The sequence below is a fragment of the Romboutsia sp. LXY-2 genome (assembly GCF_056171995.1).
In genome coordinates, this window is sequence record NZ_JBKFGI010000001.1 from 834,001 (window position 1) to 859,996 (window position 25,996).

Sequence of the window (25,996 nt, forward strand, 5' to 3'; positions counted from 1 at the left end):
GGTAGGTTTGTATTTACACAAACCTACCTACAGTTATTAATCTAACTATTTTATTTTTTGCTTATATACTACTTCATCTATAATGCTTTTTCGGCCTTCACTGCTATATTTGCAGGCATCTTCTCTCTCAGCTTCCATACTATATTTATAGGCTTGCTTCCACTATGACTTACAATATCCGCTACCCCTAAATATGTGTATGGAGAAGTAACACCTTCTTCACTTTTATTTTCCCTTACAAATAAAAGTATATTGTTTCCTGTATCTCTGTGATTTACATATCTTTGTCCTGTAGGTGAATCTATACTTGTCCTACTTTGACTTTGCCAGTTAAATAATTCATCATTTATAGCGTAATCCTCATACATAGTAGATGGTGAGAAGTGCTTTTCTACTTTATTTAACGTTATTAAGAATATATCTGTTTTCTTGTCTTCTATATATAATACTCCTTCTCTTAAAGGATACTGCTTTTCTATAGTATTTTTACCAAGTGCTGCTAATATCTGTTCCTTTGTATATGTAGCATGTACTTCTAAATGTGTATCATAATTTAAATTATCATTTAATGTTTTCATTTTTATATGACTTAGCTTGTATTCAAGTAATTCTATTATTTCTTCATAGATTACTTTGTTTGAGTATAGTCTATGTAAGAATTCACTTACACTGTTTATACCTAATTCCTTAGGAGCTTTTGTAAATAATGTGTAGTGTAACATAAGTAACATTTTTTCTTCACTATCATTAAAACTTGTTATGTTATTAGTTTTAAAGTTTTCTAATGTGTTTATCCAAAATCTAAGTAGTCTTACAGAATCAGTATTCGTTAGCCTTAGCATACCACTAGCTAATGTACTTTCATCTGTATCATTAAAATCTTCTATTGCTTTTGCATTTACGCACAATCTGTAGAAGCTATTTTTAGTTTTGTAGATTTCTCTTAATTGTATATTATAAAAATCTATGAAGTTTGCTAAGTTTAGCTTTTTGCCACTTTCTATTTCAAAGGTTTTGATTTTATTTGTTATTGTTGTTTTATTATTTATAAATGAATTTATATTTCTTAATATATATTCCTTAGCTTGCTTTTCCATATGTAGATGACAACCTTTTGGTAATGTAATAAATCCACTTTCTATTTCCTCTTTTAGTAATTTTCCTTTTTTCTTTGCTATTGCTGAAAACTTTTCATAGAAGTTGTAGTTTTTATGTGCTTGCCCTACATAGTCAAGTACTGTTAAACATTCTTTGTTGTCACTAAGTCTTAGACCTCTTCCCAATTGTTGCAAGAATACTGTTAAACTGTCTGTTGGTCTTAAAAATAATATTGTGTTTATCTCTGGTATGTCTACCCCTTCATTGTATAAATCTACTACAAATGCAAATTTATATTTTCCATTTATAAGTCCAGATTTTGCTTCATCTCTTTCATCTGCACTGCACCTTGAACTTATTGCTACTGATGGTATTTTCTTTTCGTTAAAATAATTTGCCATGTAATTTGCATGTTCTATACTTACACAGAATCCTAATCCTACTACTTCATCTATATCTGTAACATAATCTTCTATGCTTTTTATTATTAAATCAGCTCTTCTTTTTGCATTAATTTTATCTATAGTAAGTAGGTTTGTAAGTTCTTTGTTGTCGTATCCGCCTTTTGCCCATTTTATTTTACTTAAATCTAGTTCATCACTTACACAGAAGTATTGAAATGGTGTTAGTAGTTTTTTATCAATTGCTTCTCCTAATCTCATTTCACTACTTATTCTACCATCAAAGTATTCTAGTACATCTTTTCCATCCATTCTTTCTGGTGTTGCCGTTAATCCAAGTGGTACTTTTGGCGTAAAGTGTGATAGTAACTTTTGATAACTTGGAGCACTTGCATGGTGAAACTCATCTACTATTATAAAATCATAAAAATCTTTTGTAATATTTTCATCAAACTTCTTAGAGTTAAAAGTTTGTATTGTCATAAATACATGATCTATATTATCTGGTGTAAAATTACCTGTATATAGACCTCCAAAGTTTCTATCTCTAAGTATTGTTCTAAATGTTTTCATACTTTGCGCTAATATATCTTCTCTATGCGCTATAAATAGTAGCCTATTTACTTTTCCTTTATTATTATTTCTAAAGTTTTTATAATCAAATGCTGATATTACTGTTTTTCCTACACCTGTTGCTGCTACTACTAGATTTTTATTATGCCCTAGGACTTCTCTTTCTGCAATTAATGCATCTAATATTTCTTGTTGATAATGATATGGTCTTACATCTATATTTGCTATATCATCATTTTCATTTTTATAGTCATTACCTCTAGCTTTTTTTAGTTCTATTTTTAGTTTTTCTTCGTCAGCTTCTGTGAATGTTTTAAATTCTTCATCATTAAAGTAACTTTCAAAGGTAGCCTTAAATTTGTCTACTATGTTTTTTGAATCTTTTTCACTTACCTTCATATTCCATTCAAGACCTGTAGTCATAGCGTCTTTTGATATGTTTGATGAGCCTATGTATGCTGTTGTAAACCCTGTATTTCTATGGAACATATAACTTTTTGCGTGTAGTCTAGTCCTTTGTGTATCATAAGATATTTTTATTTCTGTGTTTGGTAGTTCTGATAAAAATTTTATAGCTCTAAATTCACTTGCTCCCATGTATGATGTCGTTATTATTCTTAGTTTTTTTGTTTTTGTGTGTTCTATCAGTTCATCTTTTATTAGCCTTAGCCCACTCCATCTTATAAATGATACTAGGATATCTATAGTATCACTACTTGATATTTCTCTTTTTAATTCGCTTATTAGGTCCGGTTCATTATTTGAGTTTGTGAACAAGTAACTTTGTGATATTGGTGTTAATGGTCTGATGTTATTGTTTTTTAGTTTTGATTTGTTTATTTTTTCTTCTATTGATAGTAGTATTTCTCCGTTTTTATGTATGTTATTTTTCTTTATTTCTTCGTCTTCTACTTGTGTTGATAGATAGTTTATTATTTCGTTACATACATCTATTTGTTTATCTATGTCCTTATTTTTTATTAAGCTTAAACTTTTTTTAGTAACTTCTTCTAAGTATTTTGCTAGTATTACTTTTGCTTCTTCTTTTTCTATTTCTTCCTTATATATATTTATTTCACTTTCTCTATTTGTTAGTTCTTCATATATTTTGTTAGATATTACTTGCTCATATATACCTTTTTTTAGCTTCATTTTATCCCTCTTATTTGAATTTTTACTCTATTTAATGTCTTCATTTTATCATAGTTTTTACTATTCCTAGAACTTAATTATTTTATATGACCAGCTCTAGTCCATAACTCTAATTCTGACGATAAATATTTCACAGCGCTTATTATTTTTATGTATAATTAATATGTAGAGATATTTAACAATTTAGGGGGAAAACATGAATAAATTCAACTGCTTAATATGTAAAGAAGAAGTCCTTTATGAAAAAGAAACCAAACCAAGAACTTGCTATTACTGCAAAGAAACCTTTGAGTCATCTATAATATGTAAAAATGGACACTACGTTTGTGATTCATGCCACAGTAGTGATGCTCTAAAAATAATAACAAACTACTGCTTAAACAGCACTAGTACAAGCCCTTTGCAAATGGCAATAGATTTAATGAAACATCCATCTGTAAACATGCATGGTCCTGAACATCATTACCTAGTTCCAGCGGTTTTAACTACTGCATTTTTAAACAAGAATAATAACAAAGAAATATTAGAAAAGCTACTTAATGAAGCACAAAAAAGATCTAAGAATGTACTAGGTGGTTTTTGCGGATTTTATGGAGCTTGTGGTGCTGGTGTTGGATGTGGAATTTATGCTAGCTTAATCCAAGAAGCAAGTCCTTTAAGCCAAAATGAATGGGGGCTATGTAATCTTATGACTTCAAAGGCTTTGGAAAATATAAGTAAGTCTGGTGGTCCTAGATGTTGTAAAAGAGATAGCTTCTTAGCTATTGAAAGTGCTATTGAATTTACTAAAGAGCATCTTAATACAGAGTTAGATATCTGCCCTGATTTAAGATGTACTTTCAGTAATATAAATAAAGAATGTTTGATTGATAAATGTAAGTTCCATCTTGTAAATAAAGTTGATACTTTAGATAAGATATATGCTTTATAAGAATATGGTTATTTAGCAATCCTTTCTAACCATTCTAATTATAATAAAACTAAGGGGTCGTGTTTCACGACCCCTTAGTTATTCCATACATAAGCATCTTTCATTATGTTTCTTTGCATTAACTCCTCAAACTCATCATTTAACTTTATAAATATTTTCGCAAACTTCACCTTCTCACTATTACTTTCTTCTAATTTATTTATTCCTGATGCTAATCTTGCCATTGATAGTCTAAAGCTTTCATAGTTTTTATCATACAGCTTATGCTTTTCATCTAGTCTTTTTAGCTTTTTAAACTCCAACTGTACTTCTTTTTCGTAAGCTTTCAGGTTATCTATTTTTATATATTCTTCTTTTTCATCATTTAAGTAATTTTCATATTCATTTATTATTTGTTGTTGGTATTTATTCATATATCATTATCTCCTTTTAATATCTCGTGTATAGTACAACACAAGACTTTATTTTTTCTATGTTTATATTTGTACCCAGTATTAATAGCTCTATTCTTAACCTATTAAACTTTCTAATTATACATATGATCCTTAACACTTACTTTTCCTAAATTCTCTGATATGGTAATCTCATATTTTGAAAAATCCCCTTTTGCTAACTAAGTTTATTATAATAAAACAAAAAGGGAAGCATTTCGCTCCCCCATTTTTAACCAAATAAGTTATGACTTGTCTTTCTACAATCCTTTTTAATCAAACCTAACTATCGCACTTTTTATATTAACATTGTATCCTGTAGGATCATCTTTAAGTTCTTCATTAATTAATCCTACAAGCTCCTTTTGCTTATATCCTTCTTCTTCACTATCATAATTATCTTCATCTTCGTTATACTTAAAGTGCTTTTCTAATATTGTACCCATATATTTTTCATAATTATAGTCATTAAAACCTATTCCTCTTGAAGTCTTTATATCAAAATTAAACTTATAATCTAATAATGGTAATTCTAACTCTACAGTAGATTTTGAATCAATAGTAAGATTTTTAGCTATTGGTGATTTAGTATTTATAGAAACATTGTCATTTTCATAATGATCATTAGTTACTGATATTTTAACACTTTCAGGTATTTTTGAATCTGCATTTGAATAGTTATCATCATTTATATATACAGAGTTAGCTTCTACATTCATATTCTCAGCACAGTATATTTCGCTAACTTGTAGTGGTATATCTGAGTCTGATTTTATATTTAGATTCTTAACCTTACTTTCTTTATTTAATGATATGCCTCCATATTGAGTATTAAAGTTTACATTATTTAATTTAATACCTTCAGTGATATATAACATACCATTGTTTGTACTTACATTTATGTCTAAATCTTCAGGTATATAAACAGTCATCTCTGAGTAATGTGGTACATACATTTTACTTACAAAATATCTAACTATATCATCTATATTCTTTGCTAATTTCCTATTGTCATTAAGTTCTTCCTTTATTGTTAATTCATTATTTTTTTCTTCAGCAGTTATATTACTTAGCCCTTTATTTCCATTTCTTTCAACTACAACATCTTTTCCGTTGTATTTTTTTATTATTACATTACTTATATTAGAATCTATATTTAACTTAGTTAAGTTTAGTTCACTTTTATATATTACTTCTTCTTTATTGTATTTTTCCTCAGCCATTTGAACATTGTTAATAACTGTTGGCATTGCGTCTATTCCTGACCATATACCTCCTATAACACCAGTTGTAAGAAGAACTACACCAATACTGGTAACTATGTGCTTTTTATTCATCTAATTCTCCTCCATCTTCCTTATCATAATCATTTTCTACTATTTCTTCATAATAGTGTTCATATTTTATATCATCTTTATCTTCTATTATTTCTTCGGCCTGGTCTTCATAATTTTCTACTTCTTCAAACTTTTCTATTTCTTCTTTTTTTATACTTCCATCTATATATAATTGGTTTGTTCTAATCCATCTTGTATATACTTTTATTGCTTTTTTTTCTAATTTTACAACTGCAATAAATAATTGCCAGATTAAAATTTCAAATCCTATATAAGCTATACATGCAAAGAATATTACCATTTTAACTTCAGGCATTACATTTGTTAGACTAACTGCAAAAGGTGTTCCAACTACAGCCAAAATTAATGATCCTATAAGTCCAAATCCTGCTCCAACTGTTGCTAAAGCTATACCAAATGCAAATGGGAATAATAATATAGTTATCAATAGTTGTAATAGTTTGATTTTCTTTCTTGATTTTACATGCTCTTTATCATTTAGATTTACTTTAAATTTATTTAAGCCCGACTTAACTTTGCCTTTTGCCTCTATATAAATACTTTCTGCTTTTCCCTTTATTTTACTTTCATTCTTAATATTACTTTGTGCTAATAAGTCATTAGCTATTTCCTTTGGAGATCCTAAAGACTGGATTATCTCCATTTCACTTTTACCTTCTATTATCCCATCTACAAAATACTCTTCATAGTCTCTTAATATATCCATTATCTCATCTTCAGAAAAACCTTTCTTAAGATAATCTTTTAATATTTCTAAAAAATCTTCTTTTTTCAATTCAATACCTCCTTTTAATCATTTAAGAATGTACTTACTGCATAAACAAAGTCATTCCATTCAGTTTTTAATCTATTTAAATTTTCCATTCCATCTGGTGTTATCTTATAATATTTCCTTGCTGGACCTTCATTTGATTCAAGTATGTAGGTTTCAAAATATCCTTCTTTTGTCAGCCTTCTAAGTATTGGATATATTGTTCCTTCATTTACTTCAATTACTTGTGATATATTTTGAACTATTTCGTATCCGTACATATCTTTTTTCGATATAAGGGTAAGAACACAAATTTCAAGTACGCCTTTTCTAAATTGAGTATTCATTCATTACTCCTTTCTTAATAATAATCACCAAGTACTGTGCGTTACACACTACTTGATATTATAATACCACGGTACTGTGTGTTGCACAATACTTTTTTATACTTTGTTGTTTTTTTAAGGTTTATTATATATACATTATTTATCTATCATAGTTTCTTTATACAAAAAAAGCACCTATAAAATAGATGCTTTACTTATGATCAAAAGCAAAGTCGCCCATTAGTTATGCTTATATTAATCTAGTGACAACCAGAGCAGGAACCACAATCTCCTCCACCCTCAGGCATGTTTTCAACACTTATAATAAATCCCTCATCAACTTGTGTTATAGTTACATCTCCGTATTTTTCATAATCCTCTTTATTCATTATAAAAATTAATCCATCTACCTCACATTCAACATCTTCCTCAATTTTTCTATCTAAGGCAATACCAAAAGAAGCACCACAGCATCCAAATCCTGCAAAGTATACTCTTATAGTACTAGGTGTATCAGTATTCTCACTTATTATTTCCTTTAGTAAATCAATTGCTGTTTGGGGTAATGTTACTTTCATATATTTAGTTTCCTCCATTTTTAGATTTAAGTCTCTTGATAAATTTTATTCACCTATGAAGGAATATATCTCTGTCTTTTAACTTATTTTACATAATTCAATACCTTTTAAATCAACATTAACTGATACTATCATAGCCTCTCCCATAATCATTATTTATCACATAAATTCATCCTTTATAACACATAAAAAAGGAGCATCTGCTCCTATTCCTTTAATTCACAATATATTATTTTAGAAAATCAACTAAAAAAACATTACTAACCCAATAAAAAATTCCAACAAAAGCCAAGTAAAACATCCCCTCTGTAGAAAAATGTCTCCCCTTTATTTCTTTAATGCCAGCTCTAACTTTCTCTACAAACTCACCATAAAAATCCATATACTTTATTTCTCTACAATCTAAAGTTATTTCTAGTAAACCATCTATAAAAACACTTTTACCAAACTCTGATAAATATACCTCATCCTCTGACACTTCAAATTTAATATTTTTTGCTTCTAAATACCCCTTAATAATATTTATTAATTCCTCTTTTTTAACATTATGTATTGAGTACCTGTGAATATTTCTTCTATAACCCCAAATAAATATTAGTAAAAATAACATACCAACTAATATTATAGTACCAATACCTGTATATCCTAATTTATATCCTTCCATCAAACTTGAAAGTGGCGTAAAGATTACAAGTAAAGACATTATTATTTGAAGATACTTAGGCTTAAACATTATTCTTACTCCACTTAATAAAATAACACTTCCTATAAATAAGATTATTATCATCAAATTAATTATTAGCATTTTTCCCCTCCTGTGTGATATTCATTTCTTTACTTAAATAATAACAGTTTTAGATATAAAAATCACTTGTTTGCATAAGACATTCACATATTACAAGCTATCATAATTTCCTGATACATAAAAAATCCAATAGCTTAAACTATTGGATCTTATATCGTATAATATTAATTCTCTTTGTCTTTTAAAATACTATTTAACAATATTAACTTTACAGAGAAATATATCATTAGTATTGCACCTATAAATGATATAATTTTACTAAATTTTAAAAATAAGTCACCTACTCTATATAATTCAAACATATAGAATACACTTGTTAGTGAATCTATAAATATTGGCAATGGAAATAATGCCAATATAGTGCTACCTAAAATACAGTATATTAATTTAATGTTTTTTTCCACCCCAAATCCCCCCATGAATTTTATAATTTCTAATCAAAATTTAATTATTATACATAGCTTGAGCTCTACTAGCATCAAAATATCTATTAACTATAAATGTATATATATCTGAAGGTACTATATACCAACTGCTTACATAACCTTCATCAACTCTAATAAATGGCTCTTCTTCACAAAGACCGACCACACTTTCCTCACTGTATCTAACATATAAATTTGGTTCTAAAGTTATATCCATATCAGTAATAAGTGACCAACTATTAGATTCTTCCTTTGTAGCTTTGTATATGCTTTTTATAATATCCTTATCTCTTATTACCACTGTTTCATTATTTTTTGTACTCTCTATCTCAATCTCTTCATAATTAAGTGCATATTCAACATTCCCATAGTCAAGCAAATACATATTACCTTTATGTGACTCAATTGGTGTATCTAAAGATGCATAGTTAACTATTCCAATAGCATCATATACACTCCAAATATCACCTAGATTTTTAATGGAATAATTCTCCTGATTTATAGAATAAAATTCCATATTTTCATAATAATCTTTATTACCTTTAAATGTCATTCTATAGGATATAGCATTGTCATATTTATCAAACTTGGCATTACTTATCATGTTAAAGAATAATTTTGCTTCATAAAAGCTTCCATATCCTCCAAAATTCCAAAATCCATCTCTATTAACAGGTAATACATGTACCTTATAGGCATTATTCTCATAGATAATATAATAAATCTTTTTATCATCTCTTAAGGTATAATTTAAATCTTTTATTTTTCCACTATTATCATATTCTAATTGCATAGACTCTATATTTGCATAATTGATATCCAATTTATTTTTTATAAGATCATATTCCTTTTCTAAGTTTTCAAATCTTATATCTTCTGCTTTAATTGTTCTTTCTCTGTATTCTGCTTTTTCGTAAAGCATACCATTTAGAGTTCCTAAAAAAATCATTATTACCCCTAAGGCTGCTGCCTTGTGTTTGATACTTGGATTAGGTCTTTCTTTTTCTTTCATGGCTAAATAATAAATAAGAAAACCTATAGGTATGGGGACTACAAGCCAATTTATTTTAAAGTTAAAATTAAATCCACCTAAAAAATAAAATCCAATAATCTTTAATGCTAGATAGTTCTCATCATCTTCTTTTTTGGTGTATTGTTTTATTAAATATATAATAATAAACAATAGTGTTACAATTGAAAATAAGTCTGATTCATTAATGAATTCTACAAATCTATAAATATACTCCATACCTTCCCCCTGCCTATTTTTTATAACGTCTATAAAAACTCAGCCCTAAAAACAAACACACCCTCATCTTCTAAATTATATTTTATATAATAAGTTGCATGATTACCTTTTATATTATCCTTTCTTTTTACAGGAAGTTGAAATTTGCCTTCAGTTGTTTTATTAAGAGTGTAAGTTTCTTTATAGCACGTGTTTCCCATATAATAGTCTTCACCAATAATAATCTCATCTACGCTGTCATCCACTAGTTTAAAGAATACAAATTCTTCATTATCTTCAACTTGTACTGCTGGTAATGCGCTATAATTAAAGTCAAACCCATATCTATACCCACTTGGCTCTATTTTATTATTTACTAGACTCACCTCTATCGCTGATGGATCATCGTATTTTCTATTTCTCATATCTTTAAGTTGATCTTTATAAATACTGACTCCACCGTATACTAATACTAATAGCAATATAACTATAAGTACTCTATTTTTTTCATTGATTTATCTCCCATTTATCAAATATAAATAATATTTGTTTAGCCTCTATAGCATATGTTAATGAAAAATCTTGCTCTTTTCCATAACTAAAAACTTAAAATTATCATCTTCAATATATTCACCGCACTTATCAAATCCAAGCTTATCAAATAAACCTAATGCCGGTTTATTAGCTTCACTCGTTTCTATATATATCCTATTAATATCCATATTATCAAATATATATTTTATCGCTACATTTACTGACTTACAAGCAATTCCACTTTTCCAACATCTCTTATCAGTTATAATAACACCCATTTCACCTTGTTTCTTAATTTTGTCTATACTAAAAAAATTAACAAACCCTATAAAAGTATCTTCATTATTTGTAATAATAAAATACTTATATTTTCTCTCTTCAATATTTTCATTCATTATTTCAATTTCAAACCTATTACAGAAATCAATACATTCATTCATTAACTCTTTACTTGTATTAGGAAGCGGTCTTGGGTCATATAAATTTAACTCTTTATCAATTCTACATGAAAATAAGTTAATAATATCATCGCTACGTATATCTCTAATTTTAATGTTTTCATCTTGGTAATAAATCATTGTACTTTTCCCCATACATACGAATATATTTTCTAATCAAATCTTCTTTAACATAAATTTTTTCTCCATTCCTATCTCCAAACTCTTCGGCCATCTTAGATATAGGAGTCTCATACATTAGCTTTAATCCTAATGGCTTATTATTAATATAGTTATCCATAACACTTTCTACACTATCACTACCTAGATTGCCTAGACACCACCATGGCATAAGTTCTCCTGCATTGCAGTAAACATCTAAATCAGAGGTTACCATCAAAGATAATATAGATGGATAATCATTTAAGCAACCATTATCATCTAACAAGATTGGAAGTAAATCTTTTTCTTTATATCCTAGCACTTCTTCCATATCTTTAACTTTAAAGTGCTTTAATATTTTATTTTTAAGATATGGTGGTATAAAGGAAAAAATATCTTCTTTTGGTCTTATATCTTCCAAATTAAAAGCTTCTCCATCAGGAGCTGGTATGTACACATATATTTCAAATTCTTTACCAATACTTCTCACTTTATTTTCTAAATCCAATTTCTCCATTATTTTAACAAAGTCAGCCAACTCATGCTTATTCTTTTCATTTAAAAATAATTGCCACCTAGGTACTATACCTTCTTCGATTAACTTTTCTGTAGCTATTAAATTATCTTTAAAGGCACCTTTCCTTCCTGCAAAATAATCTGTATTTTCCTCTAATCCAAAGAAGGTTATTTGACACTTTTCTGTCCCTATACTTTTAGTCCATTTAGTATATTCTTCATCCCTTGCTATTCTCCATATACTCATAAGCTCAAATCTTGCTACTTCATCTCCAAGCTCTTTTTCTAAGTCATATAGTTCTTTGTAATTTGGTAGATAATCTGGCTCCCTAAACCATGTATTCACTATTATTTTTTCGAAATAAGGACTATTCATATCTCCAAATTTATATTCTCTAAACTTGTTTACTATATCTTTTACCATTTTCATATCCATTTTTTTATTGTTTAGACGACCTATCCAACAGTGCTTACATCTATTGGGGCATCCCCCCATATCAAAGGTTATAGCTATATGATTATTTCTAAATCTTGGCAATGCATTCCCCTCCTAACCTTAAAGCTTATACACTATATTTAAATCTTAGCACTAGTATTAAGATTTTCTTGTCGTATCATGACATTTTTATAATAAAGAGCGTCAATTAAAACAGATGTTTATAAAACCTCTGTAGCAGATTTAGATAAAATTTTAGCATTTTTTAAAAACATAAAACTATTCATAGCCTCTGTCTTATCATAACTAAATCCAAATTCCTTACCTACAAGCTCTGAAACCTCATCAAACAATAAACACATAATAAAAATAGATTCCCACATTGGATTAATATTGGCAGTTGGATAAGTCTTCAAAAACCTTTCCCATAAATCTTGTGATACATACTTATCTAAAAACTTACCTGACTTTCCAACACTTACAGAAAAATCAGTTTTCACACCAGCATACCATATAAGCATATTTTTAAGTTCAACTCTTATAACAGAATCTAACATATCCATTACATATAAGATTTCTTCTCTCCACATTCCTTTTGCAACATTATTCAAACACCACCAAAATTCATTACAACATGCCATAAACTGTATTTCAGTTGGTCTCTTAATCCAATAATCTATATCTGAAGAACTAGGAATTGCGGGTAATAGATTATCGTTGTCTCTTAATATAACTGTAAGTTTGTCACTTACTATTTGCTCCCTAGCATAATCTAAATTCATTAAACGCAAATCCAATCTGTTACCATCTGCAAGTTGAATTAAGTAACCATAGCATTGCTCTAAATTTACATCTAATCCAAGTTCATTATCTAATTTCTCTGGTAACTGCATATAAAGTCTTTTACCAAATATATCAATCCAATTCTCATCCTTAATAAAAGATAGAGTTTCATCTACAACATAAACAATATCATAATCTTGGAAAATATCTTTAGTAATATTAGGATTAGCCCTTGAACCATTTAAGTATACTGCACGAATACGTTCATCATCTTCAGCTACTTTTAAAATCAATTCCATCATTTCTGTTTCGGTTCTCATACTTCACCTCTGCTAATTTAAATATGTATCTCGATATAATTTTTTAGAATCTTAAACATTTCTATTTATTAAAAAAATCCGTTGCTTCTTCTGTCCAATCAGTTGGTCCTTCTGATGGATTAATATATTTTCTCCAGTATCTTCCTGTAGCTGTATCTAATATTATCAAGTTTGAGTCGTTGCTTATCATTTCGTATCTACCATAATTAACTTTACTATTTTGAGTAAAATCCTTTAATGCTATAATTATAGCTCCACCCAAAATCATAAAACCTATAATAATTGATGCTCCAATTATTATTGCATTCTTTTTCTCCATATTAAGTACTCCCCCTATAACTAATCTTTTAAATTAGGCTTTGATCTTTAATTTATATAATTTTATAAATTAAATCTTCCAATATACTCCATTAGGTAGTCTACACAAATATCCCCCAAGCTTTTCTTTTATTTTTCCTGTATCTATATCTCGTATTATTACATTTTCATGATATTCTGGATCCTCATACCACTCAGAAAAATATAAGTCATTTCCATCGCGAAATAATAGGGCCTCTGTTTTTCCTATCTCTATCTTTTTATTTTCTGGCCAAAAAATCTCATATACCTCCTTATTTGCATCTCTACAAAGCATTAGAGGTGATGTTTTTAGCGTAAGATTATAGCAATCTTCAACTGTATCTAATGGTAATTCTTTAATTATTTCAAGTCTTCTCTCCTCTGGAAAATAACGACTTATCTGAATTATCTGTTCACAAAAATCAACACTTAAAAAGAATATCTTACCATCATCCCAAACTGGGCTTTCTACATATAAGTTTTCTCTATATTCAAAAGGGCTATGAACTGTCCCCTCTGGAAAATGAATTAGATGACAATTCATACCATTAAATTTTTCCCCAGCCTTAATTATTTCCTCTGCCTCATATAAATCACAAAAGCTATTTTTACTTTCTTTGCAGTAATACCACTCTGTTGTGCCTTCAATCTGTTCAGGGTAACAATCTGTTACTCCATCTATTTTTATTATATTCATCTAGCCCCTCCCATTTATGTCATATGATTTATCACTCTTTCGAAAAATCTCCTATAATCTTTACCCCTTTATAAAATCATATTTACATTTTTAACCATTAACTATACAATTATTATATATGTCATAAGGTGGTGATTCCTTGAACTTCTTAAGTAAATTTAATTTAAAAACTGTATTGATTTTTTCGTGTGTAATATATATATTTATCATGAATAGCTTAGAATCTTATCTCCTTACTAACCTATTTGGAGATACTTATACTAATAATTTTATTACTTATCATAAGTCCTATGAACTATTTACATGGTTTGTTCCTATTCAAATTTTCATACTTTACTTAGTTAAAAAAGTACAAATAAAAAAACTAAAGACTCAATTAGTATTAATGTCCTTAGGATTATGGCTATTTTTATTTGGATTTACATTCCTTTAATTATACTTTATATACTCTAGAGGTAGTAGTTTTCATATACGGTCCATCTATCTCTTTTAATATTTTTTCAATCTTTTAATATTAACTATCCTTCACTCTTATCTTTCCAAGTAATCCTTCTATCTGACTTCCATCTATAAACATAAATTTTACCATAGGCTATGTAGTGCCCCCTGCGAAGTATATAATACATCTATTTGTATTACTTAATTTACCTAAGTCACTTTGCATGGACTCAAGTACTCCACATATTTTGTAATTCAATATATGAAATAAAAAACTAAAAATTAGTTTTGAAAAAATTGTACCTATTGTCATTACCCATACACCTTCCACTTGTTTCCCCCCTAATATATAATTTATAACTATTGTGAACTTATGTTTATTGTAGCATTCACTAAATAAACACGCTATATTTTACAACGTCTAGTAATTTTTCATGTATTTTAATTATGCATAGAATTATCAATTGCTATTAATATCGATAAACATATAATTTCTTCTTCATCTTCAATAATATTAATTTTATAGCTATCCTTAAAACTAAGTAAAACTTTTTCTACTTTTGCGATATCCATATTATTTTTAGAAAAAGTAAAACTTCTAGCCATTAAATCGCCTTTAACTAAATAGCTATCATTATCTGTGATAATCGATATTTTAGGTTTAATTGAAATAATGTGTTGTTTAAATGATGCTATAATATTTTTTTCATTATAGAAATCATATTCCTCTTTAAAGAATCCAAATTTCTTTTTTATAGTTACAATCTCTTTTCCATCTAAATTTTTTATGTATAGCTTATTTCCAAATGTAAAAATAGACCCTAATAATCTATCTACCATTGTTAATAATTTATTATTACTAGTTATTTCTAGATAAGGCTCATTATTAACATCATATACATAATACTTATCATTTAAGGAAATATTTTGCTTAATATAATATGTTTTCATTTTACTTTCCATTTCTATTCCCCCCATAAATATCTTATTTGATATATAACCATTGTACGATAATAAAAATAGCGTCTCTAATAAATTCTTATTTACTATCTTAGTATAAAATTATCGTCATGAGAATTATATCTAATATTCTGTTCAATAAAAGAGCGATAGTTTAAATTTATTGTTCTAGAGGTTCACAATATAAAACTAAGCTTTATCTTGAATATACTTAAATCCTAATTTAATTGACATTTCAGCGTTTGTAAGCTCTTTACCTAAATAAGCTGAATGACTAAGTTCCGTAACCCACTCATTTTCTATGATAGCCCAATAAATATCTCTTGCATTATCCCCTTTAATGATTCGAAGTAATTTATTAGCATTACTATAATGCTCTACTAAAATTTCATTAGTATTTGGCTTAGGTACAATTACAAAATATCCTGCCTTGTCTAATTTAACTTTATTAGGATCTTTTTCTATGACATTTACGATCTCCATTGATTTACTATTCATTATAGGATGCTTTTCGTCACATCTATAATCCCATGAATGCTTGTTTAATAGTTCTTCTATCTTATTTAAAATATTATCTAAGTTTTCACATCCAATCATATCAATGATTTCAACTTGATTTCTAAATATGCTTATTTCTTCTAATGTGCTATTAGATAATATAGGTTTTCTTCCTTTACAGTTAATAACTCTCATGTTACTATCAACACCGTTATTTATAAGAGATATTAATGTATCGCCACTATAATGTCCAACTGAGTCATTACCGCAAAGAATCATATACTTAATTGAAGGCGTAGCTATTACGTTTTTTATAATTTTCTCAACACCTATATTTTCAGTTTCTGTTTTACCTACAATACTTAAACCATTTGGTTTTACCTCTGATATTTTATCAGCTAATTCTGTATTCCCTAAAGTAGATATAGCTATTGGGTATTTATAACCTAACGATAACACATGATATTCTCCTACAGCAGGTAACTTATTATCATGATTATTATCATATGTTTCTATTGAATGGATATTATCTAGTCCAGAAAAAGCGTCATCAAATGTATTTGTAATATCTGCCGACCAGCAGTGTTTACATCCAAGTCATGCATATTCTATATTCTCAAATTTATCTAATGACTTTTCTACTTCTTTTAATAATTCTAATGTATTATTTTCCTTATTATTTAAAAGTGCATTTTTTATACTTCCTAAAGATTCTTTCATACACTCACATTTTCTACACTTAGAAAGCTCCATAGATTTTTTTATAATTTTTTTAACATTTTCAAGTGATTCAGTTGTAGTCATTTTTTACCCCTCCACAAATAATTCTTTAATTTAATTATACATACCACAAAGTTTAATGTACATAATATGTAAAAGTTGTTAATTTTTTATAACTTTACATATGTATACCAAAAAAAATTTTCGTGAACACTTGAAATAGCAATATAAATTCCATCTTCCTAGTTACCATATAATATTAAGCCAGAAAGATGGAATATCCTCTACAAAATAAAAGCCTTAACCCAAATATACACTACATCAATATTATTTTTTAAGCTCAATAACCTCATCAAAGATCTGCTCTCTCCCAACTTCATCAAGTGAACCCGGTTGACCAGGTAATTCCTTCCACGTCACTTTATCAATAACAATCCTAACCTCACTATTATCCTCTGGTACTGCTAGATATGGACATATTTCCTTTTTATCTTCATCAGCAATAACTTTACCGCTAAATAACTCTTCACCATTTTTATCATATACCCTCATTTCATAGTCATTCCAATTTCCTTGTTTATACTTTGCTATAATCCTCATTTCAAATGGTGTAAGTATTACTGAGTCAATTTTTATATATTCATTTTCGACATTTTCTATCTTAATTTCTTCCTTTAATTCTTTACTCACCTTAACAGGAATATTAAATGCCCAAGTACCAGATTTTATATAGTTTTTATCATTAAGCATTACAGGTGAATTAATCACAACTTCAATCTTTGTTTTAAAATTAAATTCACTTGGTATTTCTTCTTTAATCTCGCTTAAATCATATTTTCTAATTCCTACAAATGTATACTCATCAATAAACTTACCTTCTAACCCTGCAAATCCTGAAATATTCGGCTCTTCTTTAGTAAAATCTAACTTATTATATTTTTCTTCTATTATTAACTGATTCATATCTAGCTCTTTTCCATTTTCCCAAGATGTATAAGGGAATGGCTCTTCATTTTCAACTACAAAAGTAGCATATAAATATTGTCCATCGCACACTACTTCTTTAAAAGTAATCCCTATTCCATTTGAATATGCTGTTTCATTAATTGAAGTAGCATACTGAGAGTAGTTTCCTGGGAAGTACAAATTCTCTTCTATTGATTCAAATACATTACCTATAAATGGTATTCTCGAAGCTAATGCAGGATTAACTATACCAAGAGTTATTACCCCTACTAAACCTGCAGCTGCTACTTTAAATATTTTCTTTGATTTATTGTATTTTAAATTTTTTCCCTCTGATAAAGCCTTTGATACTCCTTTTTCTATTACATCATCTATATTTAAAGGTATATTTATTTCTTCATATTTTTTATTACTCATGTACTTCACCATCCTTTAAAATATCTTTTAACTCTAATCTAGCTCTCCTCAAATGACTTTTGACAGTATTGATAGGAATCTCCATAGTATTTGCTACTTGTTCCTCTGTCATATCGTTAAAGTACTTTAGTATAATCACCATTTTGTAATTTTCCCTTAGCATATCTATTGCATCGTACAAATCTAATTTTTCTTCAATAGATATACTTTTTTCACTTTTCATTAAAAATGCTTCTTCTTCTTCTAAATAAGTTATGTTTGATTCTTTTCTAGAATAATCTATCGCTATATTGATTAAAATTCTAGTTATCCAAGTTTTAAAGTACTTAGCTTCTTTTAATTTTTTTATATTCAACAAGCCTTTGTATGTAGTATCTTGAAGTATATCAAGTGCTTTTTGCTCATCCTTAATATAGCTATAAGCTATTTTATACAAATCATTTTTATAAAGCTTAACTAATTCAGTATAAGCTTTCGAATCCCCCTTTATTGATGCCTTTGCTAGTTTTATTTTAGAAAACTCATTTCTTGTACTTGGCAAAGAAATCTTTGATACATTTAACATATACCCCTCCGTATCTATTTTTTTGTGTTATAACACATCACATTATAATGTTTTTATAAAAGCTTTAACTTTTACACCAATTAGACTTTCACGTTTCTTAAATAGTTGCAATAAATTTTTTATAAATTTTTATTTTGAATTTATTAGCTTAATTTGTTATGTATTTGAACATAAAAAATTACCTATACGTAAAAAAGCTCTATCCTAGCCATTGTAACATTTATACTAAGATAGAGTTATTAATTATAATTTATATTAAGTTAAATATGCTAACATCATTATTTGTATAAAATTTTAAAGCCACAATCTTTACAAAAGTTTGGTTCACCTTTAAAAATCAAACCTCTAACCCATATGACAGAACCACAGTTATTACATCTAATATATTTATAATTTGATACTACAGATAAAATAAATATAGCAGTTCCAATCAGTAGAAGTATGATTTTAATTGTTTCACTTTGAAAGAAAAATGATATAAAAAATGTAATCATAGCAATAAAGCAAAATATATAAACCATTCTAATTTTTATTTTTTCTATTATAACTGTATCCTCCAAAATAATCTCCCCCTTATAATATTGCATCTTACTAATCATATAATCTACTATCTTACTCACCAAACATCTCCCAAGTAGAGCCTATTCCACTACCTTTTTCACCCTTTTCAGATTCAAAAACATCAACCTGATACTCTAACTCTCTAAAATCCACACTAGTTATGGATTTTATTTTTTCCTCAATTTCCTCAACCAATATTCCATCCACCAACAAATTAGTATCAGCTCCAACCTCAAACTTACTACTCTTTATCAGCTCCTTATAAGAGCCATCACCATTAGGAATATGAGCCGATAAGTCTAAAAAATACTCTCCTATTTTGTTAAGTTCACAGTCAACATAATAAGTTACAACTCTATCATTTGAAAAGCCATAAATAGATGTAGTACCTTCACTAAAAGAAGGCGACTCTTCATATTTACTATTACATCCAACCAAAAATATTCCTAAACTCATCACCAATAATAATCTTCTCATACAATTCCCCTTCTAAATATCCACTAAATTAATAAATCAAATATCCTAATATATTTAAATACCTATCTTACTAAAAGTATAAATAACCTTCCTATCAACTCACAATATTAATTTCAAATAGTTTATATATTCATACAAATGGTAGTAAATGTATTTCAAAAATGAATATAGCTTTTAGGTTTGATACGTACAGAATTAATAGTCAGAATTAGCGTAAATTAATTAATTCATATATGAACAATATTAATCTATGTATAAAATAAGAACGGTAAAATACAGTTGCACCTGGATATTACTGGTACTATAATGAAGATATAAACAGACTTTATTTCTTAGGAATGACTAGATAGACATAAGTGTACAGAGTAAGTTAATTTAATCAGATAAGAGGGGATAAAAATGAAACTTCCAAAATATGTGTACAAATTTGAGCCAGATAACCCAATAATAAATCCACATGATTTTACAAATGAGTTAATCAAGTATTGCGAAAGAAATAATAAAAAATTATATATCAATCACGAAGGCATGGAGCCAATAGTTACCATTGATAACATCAAATACATTGGTATGCTAGAGCAACCTAAAATGATTGATATACCAATATTACCAATGTTCTACACTCAAAGTTATGGTTTCAAATGGGTTTACTTATACGAATACGGTAAGTAGTAGATAAGTAAATTCCAATTTTACAAAATAGATTTAATAAACAATATTAATATATAGATAAAAATCCAATAACTTAAGTTATTGGATTTTTATTTATACTAAACTTAAAAAACACCTCTTAAATAATAGAGTTTTTCTGAGAAGAATAAATGCCACTCTTACCAGCAAAAACATAACTTATTACACAAGCTAAGAATATAAATTTAATATTACCTCCTCCAAACAATTCAAGAGCCATAAAAAATGATGCTATAGGTGTTTTAGTTCCTCCACAAAATACACCAATCATTCCAAGAGCAGCTAAAAAAGATATTGGTAAATTCATAATCACACCTAAAACATTACCTAAAGTAGCTCCAATTACAAACAATGGAGTAACTTCCCCCCCTTGGAATCCAGTTGCTAAAGTAATAGATGTAAACAATAACTTTATGATAAAAGAGTATGATTCAACTGGTTGTTCAAAAGATTTACTTAATAAATCTAAGCTTAAACCAAGGTAACTTCTATCATTTATTACTAAAACAAAAACAATAATAATCATCCCACCTACAAATGACTTTATATAGTCCTTTGAAAGCTTTTTAGAGAAATATTTTTTTAGATAATGAGTAGCTTCAGAAAACAACTTGCTCACCAATCCAAATAATATAGCACAAATTATAACCTTTAAAAAAACAGTAGGATTATTTGCAGCTACCTCTTCCATATGATAGTGAGTGTGAGTAACCTTAAACAAAGTTGCTATACTATTTCCTATATAACTTGCAATTAGACAAGGTATAATTGCCTCATACCTCATTCTTCCAACATTACTTACCTCTAATCCAAAAATCGTACCTGCAATTGGCGTTCCAAATACAACACCAAATCCGCTACTTACACCACTAATAATTATTATTGTAGTATCCGATTTATTAAGTTTTAATAATCTACTTATTTTAGCAGAGATACTAGCCCCTATTTGAACACCAGTCCCTTCCCTTCCTGCTGAACCTCCAAACAAATGGGTAATAAATGTTCCGAAAAATACCAACGGAGCCATCCTAAAAGGAATATATCCATCTCCTTCATTAATTCTCTGTATTATTAGATTATTTCCTTTAGATGAATCCTTTCCATATTTAAAATATATATAACTTACAACCGCCCCACCAAAAGGTAACAAATAAATTAACCATCCATTTTGTTCCCTTAAGTAAGTTGCCAATTGAAGACTTTTTAAAAATGCGGATATAACCACACCTACCACACTTCCTGATAAAAGTGCTAGGAAAAACCATTTTACAAAATTTGAAAATATTAATTTGTTTTCTAATAAGTGTTTTTTTATACCACTCATAATACCACCTCCATATTATTATTTACGTAAATATATAAACTAACAACAATGCTCATGATTACATCATTTTGCCAATAAAAAAGACTCCTACCCTTATTATTAAGAGTAGGAGTCATTAGCTTCAAAGCATTTAATGGCGAACTCCATCGCCTATTATTATATATATATTTTTAATTATACCTTATTCTAACAAATAATACACCCTAAACTTATAGTGAAACATCTTCTCTTCTGATACACTTAATATACGCAAACATATTATATAAAGTTACCAGGGGGAATATTTATGAGTATAGGAGATAAAATTGCAAAAAATGATTTTATAAGAGCATCCATTATATTAGTTTTAATAGGTATCTTAATTTTCTCTAAAAACCTATTGTTAAACATTGTATCAGGAATAAGTTTCCTTATTTTTATGGTCTATATAAGCTACAAAGATAGTATCTACAAAAAAGATTTATTAAATAAAACGCGTAAAAAAAGCCAAGTTTTTATGACTTATAAAGAAAATAAAAACTCAAAAATTATCTTTTCATTTATTCTAATTATCAATGTATCACTTTGCTTGGATATGTTTATTAGAGATACAAATGAGTTTCTATCTTTCCAAAATAAAATTGGAGTTAGTGGTATTTTAGGATTTTTTAAAGTAGCAACTTCGAAAGATTTTGCTGGTATCATTTTATTTTTAGTATTGATTATAGTAGCAATTGCAGATTTTATAAAATCTTTTAAAAATGTTGCCACAATAAGTGATGATAAAATCATATTTCATGACTCAACTGTCTTAGACTTTGAACAGATTACATCTATTGAGTATGCTCATAAATATTTTGCTATTGGCAAAAACAAAAACCTTAGAATAAGAACAAAGAATTATAGTAAAAAGCTATTGGTTGATTCAAATGACTATAAGTTAAAATCATATTTAGACAAAAAAATAGCTTCTACAAGTATAGATTAAATTACAATAAATAAGAGGCTTTCTTATTCATAGACTTCCTAATATATGAATATATTAATATTCAAATTCATAAAATCTATGATATACACTAACTTAATATATAATAAAAAATATCATATAAATTAGACCTAACTTCTCTAATATACCTGATATTTTATTATAATTTCAATCTAATTTTATATAATTTCTAATTAACAAAAATTATATTATAGGTAACCATTGATAAGTTATTAATACCCAATAAACGATAAATAATATTAAAATTCCTACCATGTAACTTTCTCTTGTTTTTGTGAATTTTTTTAATATTAATCCTATTATTATTCCTATTATAAAGTCTATAAGTACTGCTAATGGGATAAATATTAATTCTGATGCTACATAACCTCCCAATGCATTTATTATTGGGTCGTATACAATAACAGTTGGAAATGCATGTATTATATCATATATATGAGCTTGACCTATTAGCATAACAGATAAAATATTTACGATCATTGATAATAATCCAAATATAATACCTGATGATAAAACCTTTTTATTTTCTATAAACTGAATAATCTTATTCATTCTTTATTCTCCTTTATTTAAATTAGTATTTATTATTTGTTACACCCATACTTGATGATTTTATTATATCCAAGCCTTTTAATTGATTTAGTCCTTCTTTATCTCCTACTACTACAGCACCCATTATTTTTATCTTATTTTTGTCTATGTTTTCATCCTTTTCTGCTAGAGATTGATATATATGTTTTATATCTTTTTTGTACTTACCACCTTTACTCATTCCAAACTTAAGATTTTCTATAAAGTCATCTACTGGATTCACTTTAGGATTACCATCTTCTCCTATTGTAGAAAATCCTACTACTTGGTTTTGTGTTAGAACTTGTGCATCTATTTTTGTTACTCCATTATCAAGTTTTTTAATCGCTTCTAATTGATCGCCTTTTATAGTATCAACCCATAACCAGTTTATACTTACACTTTTAGGAAGTATATTTTCTACTTCTTCTATAGTATATAGTTTATCAAATGATAGTCCCATTTCGATATTTTTATTAGCATCTATAATATCTATGTTTTCTAAGTCATTTGAATATTTATCGTATTCTACAAATGGATGATAAAACTCCATTATCTTATTTCCATAATATGAGTATATCCCATCGTTTTCTGTTATTAATTGATCCTCATAGTCAACTTTATTTATATCTACTGTCCCCATGTATACAGGTTTATTTCCTATAAGTTTGTATCTTATAGCTGTAGCTCCACTTTTGAATATTTTATTTTCTTCATCCCATGGCCCTATAAAAGTATTGGCGCCAACAACGTCATTATAGCTCTCTATTTCTATTATTTTATTTGTTATTATATACGGTGATAATTGCAGCTTTGAAGCAATACCAATAGTCAATACAAATACTGTAATTGCAAAACTTATAGATATTATTTTCATATAACTTCTACTTCTAGCCTTACTTATAATTTTATTTTCTTCTCTGTTTTCAAAATCAAACATTGTTTCTTCTTTCTTATCTTTCATATTTCATAACCCACTTTCTTTTAAAATCATTTCTCGCCCTATATAAATAAGTTTTTACTGTTTCTTCTTTCATATCTAGCATATTTGCAATTTGGATATAACTAAGTCCAAGATCATATTTCATCACAATTAGATTTTCATATATTGGACTTAACTCTTCTAATATTTCTTCTACTTCTAGCTTATTTTCTTTTTTTATTAAAAGGGTTTCACTATCGTCTTCTATTAGATTTGTGATTATATTTTCATCAATGACTATGACTGGATATCTTTTTTGTTTTCTACATAAGTCATAATACTTATTAAGCGATACTTTAAATAACCAAGCTGATATGTTTTTCTCATTTAGATGGATTAGATTTTCTATAGCTTTAGAAAATGTATCTTGTACTATATCTCTAGCATCTTCATCTAAACATCCGATTTTAAGCAAGTATTTATATATAATATTAGATTTTTCCATGTACAGCCGTTCTATATCAGAAATTTTATTTTTCAAAGTTTTGACTCCTTTCATCTATATAACGTTGCATCTGTAAAAAAGTATACAGTTTATTTTAGTTTTTACAAAAAATGCCCTTAAAATCTATTTATCTAGATTTTAAGGGCATAAAATTATTATAAGTATAGACCTATCCATTACTTGACATAACTATTGGTTTTCTAGTTTGTATCCAAATCTCTCCAGGTCCTCTAAACCTAGCTACTAATCCCTCTCCACTAAAGAAAGATGATGCTAGCCCTTTAGCTGCAAGTTCTGTAGAGTATTGCATATCATTATCCCATAATACTAAATGGCTTGAGTCAATTATATACTCTTGTCCTTCTTTAAGATCTATTTTATAAATTGATCCACATGAATTTACAAATAATGTACCTCTACCTTTAGTGCGTAGCCCAAATAGGCCTTCTCCACTACCAAAAATACCTTTTACTCTTGCTTTTGTCTCTAGTGTTATACTATCAGTACAAGCTAAAAAGTTTCCATTACTTATTCTAAAACTTTTACTTCCATCTAGTTCTACACTTGTTATATCTCCTGATGCTGTCGGTGCTAATAACAGTTCGCCATCATCATATGCTTTATACTCTTGAAGAAGTGCGCTTTCTCCTGACATTACTCTGCCAAACATCTTCCCTATTCCACCAGCTTTTACGTTTAAGTCAAAAGTTGGTGTCATAGCTATCATTGAACCAGCTTCTACAATAAAAGCCTCTCCTTTGTTTGCATTTATTTTAAGAACTCTACTGTCTCCTTGACATAATAGTTCAAATTTATCATTTTGCATAATATCACCCCTCTAATTGTTTTGTATATATTATATCAAATTTTAGTACTCCATAAAAAAATACTTTGTAAAACAATACTGCTCATAGATATCCATCCTTGAAATACCTTTTTTATCTACTCACTTATAATTTATGATAATTGTATATTTTTTGAAATTAAGCTGGTATTAAGGATGGTGTAGAGGGTATAAAGATTGTGTTAAGATCTATCTTTATAAAAAATTTTAGAAATCGAGTCACTATTTAATGTTTAACTAAAAAATGTAGATTATATAATCTGCATTTTTTAG

Annotated in this window: 30 protein-coding genes, 1 pseudogene and 1 riboswitch; of the genes and pseudogenes, 3 read left to right on the plus strand and 28 right to left on the minus strand. The window is 27.8% G+C overall.

Features of this window, described 5'->3' with window-relative positions:
- Positions 1–77: 77 nt before the first annotated feature.
- Positions 78–3,224, minus strand: a complete 3,147-nt coding sequence (locus tag ACI48P_RS04040; RefSeq protein WP_475213710.1) for a DUF3427 domain-containing protein — start codon at positions 3,222–3,224, stop codon at positions 78–80.
- A gap of 196 nt (positions 3,225–3,420) precedes the next feature.
- Here ACI48P_RS04040 and ACI48P_RS04045 point away from each other — a divergent pair, with 196 nt between their 5' ends.
- The gene (locus tag ACI48P_RS04045) at positions 3,421–4,155 is read left to right on the plus strand and encodes a DUF5714 domain-containing protein (RefSeq protein WP_475213712.1); all 735 of its coding nucleotides are present in this window, start codon (positions 3,421–3,423) and stop codon (positions 4,153–4,155) included.
- A gap of 74 nt (positions 4,156–4,229) precedes the next feature.
- On the opposite strand, the gene ACI48P_RS04050 is transcribed toward ACI48P_RS04045, so the two are convergent.
- The 22 genes and pseudogenes from ACI48P_RS04050 to ACI48P_RS04155 all read right to left on the minus strand — a co-directional run bounded on the left by ACI48P_RS04050 (position 4,230) and on the right by ACI48P_RS04155 (position 19,883).
- Positions 4,230–4,568, minus strand: a complete 339-nt coding sequence (locus ACI48P_RS04050; protein WP_475213714.1) for a hypothetical protein — start codon at positions 4,566–4,568, stop codon at positions 4,230–4,232.
- A gap of 290 nt (positions 4,569–4,858) precedes the next feature.
- Positions 4,859–5,923: a DUF4097 family beta strand repeat-containing protein gene (locus ACI48P_RS04055; protein ID WP_475213716.1), complete on the minus strand. Its 1,065-nt coding sequence runs from the start codon at positions 5,921–5,923 to the stop codon at positions 4,859–4,861.
- A 612-nt stretch (positions 5,924–6,535) separates the two neighbouring features.
- Positions 6,536–6,719, minus strand: a pseudogene (locus ACI48P_RS04060) (DUF1700 domain-containing protein); the annotation flags it as partial.
- Between the two features lie 14 nt (positions 6,720–6,733).
- Entirely contained in the window at positions 6,734–7,042 is a 309-nt protein-coding gene (locus ACI48P_RS04065) for a PadR family transcriptional regulator (RefSeq protein WP_475213718.1), read from the minus strand.
- A gap of 239 nt (positions 7,043–7,281) precedes the next feature.
- Positions 7,282–7,599, minus strand: a complete 318-nt coding sequence (locus tag ACI48P_RS04070; protein ID WP_475213720.1) for a Fe-S cluster assembly protein HesB — start codon at positions 7,597–7,599, stop codon at positions 7,282–7,284.
- Positions 7,600–7,828: 229 nt separating this feature from the next.
- Complete coding sequence (locus ACI48P_RS04075) at positions 7,829–8,404, minus strand: hypothetical protein (protein ID WP_475213722.1); 576 nt, start codon at positions 8,402–8,404, stop codon at positions 7,829–7,831.
- A 164-nt stretch (positions 8,405–8,568) separates the two neighbouring features.
- The gene (locus ACI48P_RS04080; RefSeq protein ID WP_475213724.1) at positions 8,569–8,808 is read right to left on the minus strand and encodes a hypothetical protein; all 240 of its coding nucleotides are present in this window, start codon (positions 8,806–8,808) and stop codon (positions 8,569–8,571) included.
- A 40-nt stretch (positions 8,809–8,848) separates the two neighbouring features.
- Positions 8,849–10,078, minus strand: a complete 1,230-nt coding sequence (locus ACI48P_RS04085; RefSeq protein WP_475213726.1) for a hypothetical protein — start codon at positions 10,076–10,078, stop codon at positions 8,849–8,851.
- A 29-nt stretch (positions 10,079–10,107) separates the two neighbouring features.
- The gene (locus tag ACI48P_RS04090) at positions 10,108–10,539 is read right to left on the minus strand and encodes a hypothetical protein (RefSeq protein WP_475213728.1); all 432 of its coding nucleotides are present in this window, start codon (positions 10,537–10,539) and stop codon (positions 10,108–10,110) included.
- An 87-nt stretch (positions 10,540–10,626) separates the two neighbouring features.
- Positions 10,627–11,169, minus strand: coding sequence for a GNAT family N-acetyltransferase (locus ACI48P_RS04095; protein ID WP_475213730.1), 543 nt, complete (start codon positions 11,167–11,169; stop codon positions 10,627–10,629).
- Positions 11,150–12,244, minus strand: a complete 1,095-nt coding sequence (locus ACI48P_RS04100; protein WP_475213732.1) for a radical SAM family protein — start codon at positions 12,242–12,244, stop codon at positions 11,150–11,152. Before ACI48P_RS04100 ends, ACI48P_RS04095 begins: the two co-directional genes overlap by 20 nt.
- A 119-nt stretch (positions 12,245–12,363) precedes the next feature.
- Complete coding sequence (locus ACI48P_RS04105; protein WP_475213734.1) at positions 12,364–13,245, minus strand: aminoglycoside 6-adenylyltransferase; 882 nt, start codon at positions 13,243–13,245, stop codon at positions 12,364–12,366.
- 61 nt (positions 13,246–13,306) lie between these two features.
- Complete coding sequence (locus ACI48P_RS04110; protein ID WP_475213736.1) at positions 13,307–13,564, minus strand: hypothetical protein; 258 nt, start codon at positions 13,562–13,564, stop codon at positions 13,307–13,309.
- A 69-nt stretch (positions 13,565–13,633) separates the two neighbouring features.
- The gene (locus ACI48P_RS04115; protein WP_475213738.1) at positions 13,634–14,281 is read right to left on the minus strand and encodes a hypothetical protein; all 648 of its coding nucleotides are present in this window, start codon (positions 14,279–14,281) and stop codon (positions 13,634–13,636) included.
- Between the two features lie 592 nt (positions 14,282–14,873).
- On the minus strand, positions 14,874–15,050 hold the full coding sequence (locus ACI48P_RS04120) for a hypothetical protein (protein WP_475213740.1): 177 nt from the start codon (positions 15,048–15,050) through the stop codon (positions 14,874–14,876).
- Between the two features lie 110 nt (positions 15,051–15,160).
- Entirely contained in the window at positions 15,161–15,682 is a 522-nt protein-coding gene (locus tag ACI48P_RS04125; RefSeq protein ID WP_475213742.1) for an LURP-one-related family protein, read from the minus strand.
- A 186-nt stretch (positions 15,683–15,868) separates the two neighbouring features.
- A complete protein-coding gene (locus ACI48P_RS04130; RefSeq protein ID WP_475214147.1) occupies positions 15,869–16,744 on the minus strand; it encodes a DUF4346 domain-containing protein in 876 nt (291 codons plus the stop codon).
- Between the two features lie 30 nt (positions 16,745–16,774).
- Positions 16,775–16,981, minus strand: a complete 207-nt coding sequence (locus ACI48P_RS04135; protein ID WP_475213744.1) for a hypothetical protein — start codon at positions 16,979–16,981, stop codon at positions 16,775–16,777.
- A gap of 243 nt (positions 16,982–17,224) precedes the next feature.
- Positions 17,225–18,280 carry a DUF4179 domain-containing protein gene (locus tag ACI48P_RS04140; RefSeq protein ID WP_475213746.1) on the minus strand — a complete coding sequence of 352 codons (1,056 nt, stop codon included), beginning with the start codon at positions 18,278–18,280 and terminating at the stop codon, positions 17,225–17,227.
- Positions 18,273–18,845 (minus strand): sigma-70 family RNA polymerase sigma factor, encoded by a 573-nt coding sequence (locus ACI48P_RS04145; RefSeq protein ID WP_475213747.1) that lies wholly within the window; start codon positions 18,843–18,845, stop codon positions 18,273–18,275. Before ACI48P_RS04145 ends, ACI48P_RS04140 begins: the two co-directional genes overlap by 8 nt.
- Positions 18,846–19,123: 278 nt before the next feature.
- Complete coding sequence (locus ACI48P_RS04150) at positions 19,124–19,405, minus strand: Rpo12/RPC10 RNA polymerase subunit family protein (protein WP_475213749.1); 282 nt, start codon at positions 19,403–19,405, stop codon at positions 19,124–19,126.
- 52 nt (positions 19,406–19,457) lie between these two features.
- The gene (locus tag ACI48P_RS04155; protein WP_475213751.1) at positions 19,458–19,883 is read right to left on the minus strand and encodes a hypothetical protein; all 426 of its coding nucleotides are present in this window, start codon (positions 19,881–19,883) and stop codon (positions 19,458–19,460) included.
- A gap of 399 nt (positions 19,884–20,282) precedes the next feature.
- Here ACI48P_RS04155 and ACI48P_RS04160 point away from each other — a divergent pair, with 399 nt between their 5' ends.
- A complete protein-coding gene (locus tag ACI48P_RS04160) occupies positions 20,283–20,555 on the plus strand; it encodes a hypothetical protein (RefSeq protein WP_475213753.1) in 273 nt (90 codons plus the stop codon).
- A gap of 118 nt (positions 20,556–20,673) precedes the next feature.
- On the opposite strand, the gene ACI48P_RS04165 is transcribed toward ACI48P_RS04160, so the two are convergent.
- Positions 20,674–21,897 (minus strand): voltage-gated chloride channel family protein, encoded by a 1,224-nt coding sequence (locus tag ACI48P_RS04165; protein ID WP_475213755.1) that lies wholly within the window; start codon positions 21,895–21,897, stop codon positions 20,674–20,676.
- 99 nt (positions 21,898–21,996) lie between these two features.
- Positions 21,997–22,057: riboswitch (Fluoride riboswitch) on the minus strand.
- A gap of 126 nt (positions 22,058–22,183) precedes the next feature.
- Here ACI48P_RS04165 and ACI48P_RS04170 point away from each other — a divergent pair.
- The gene (locus ACI48P_RS04170; protein WP_475213757.1) at positions 22,184–22,864 is read left to right on the plus strand and encodes a hypothetical protein; all 681 of its coding nucleotides are present in this window, start codon (positions 22,184–22,186) and stop codon (positions 22,862–22,864) included.
- A 201-nt stretch (positions 22,865–23,065) separates the two neighbouring features.
- Here the strand turns inward: ACI48P_RS04170 and ACI48P_RS04175 are convergent, their stop codons facing one another.
- The 4 genes from ACI48P_RS04175 to ACI48P_RS04190 all read right to left on the minus strand — a co-directional run bounded on the left by ACI48P_RS04175 (position 23,066) and on the right by ACI48P_RS04190 (position 25,705).
- On the minus strand, positions 23,066–23,434 hold the full coding sequence (locus ACI48P_RS04175; RefSeq protein WP_475213759.1) for a hypothetical protein: 369 nt from the start codon (positions 23,432–23,434) through the stop codon (positions 23,066–23,068).
- 22 nt (positions 23,435–23,456) lie between these two features.
- Positions 23,457–24,416, minus strand: coding sequence for an anti sigma factor C-terminal domain-containing protein (locus ACI48P_RS04180; RefSeq protein WP_475213761.1), 960 nt, complete (start codon positions 24,414–24,416; stop codon positions 23,457–23,459).
- Positions 24,406–24,915, minus strand: coding sequence for an RNA polymerase sigma factor (locus tag ACI48P_RS04185; protein WP_475213763.1), 510 nt, complete (start codon positions 24,913–24,915; stop codon positions 24,406–24,408). Before ACI48P_RS04185 ends, ACI48P_RS04180 begins: the two co-directional genes overlap by 11 nt.
- A gap of 133 nt (positions 24,916–25,048) precedes the next feature.
- Positions 25,049–25,705 (minus strand): TIGR00266 family protein, encoded by a 657-nt coding sequence (locus ACI48P_RS04190; protein WP_475213765.1) that lies wholly within the window; start codon positions 25,703–25,705, stop codon positions 25,049–25,051.
- Between the last annotated feature and the right edge of the window lie 291 nt (positions 25,706–25,996).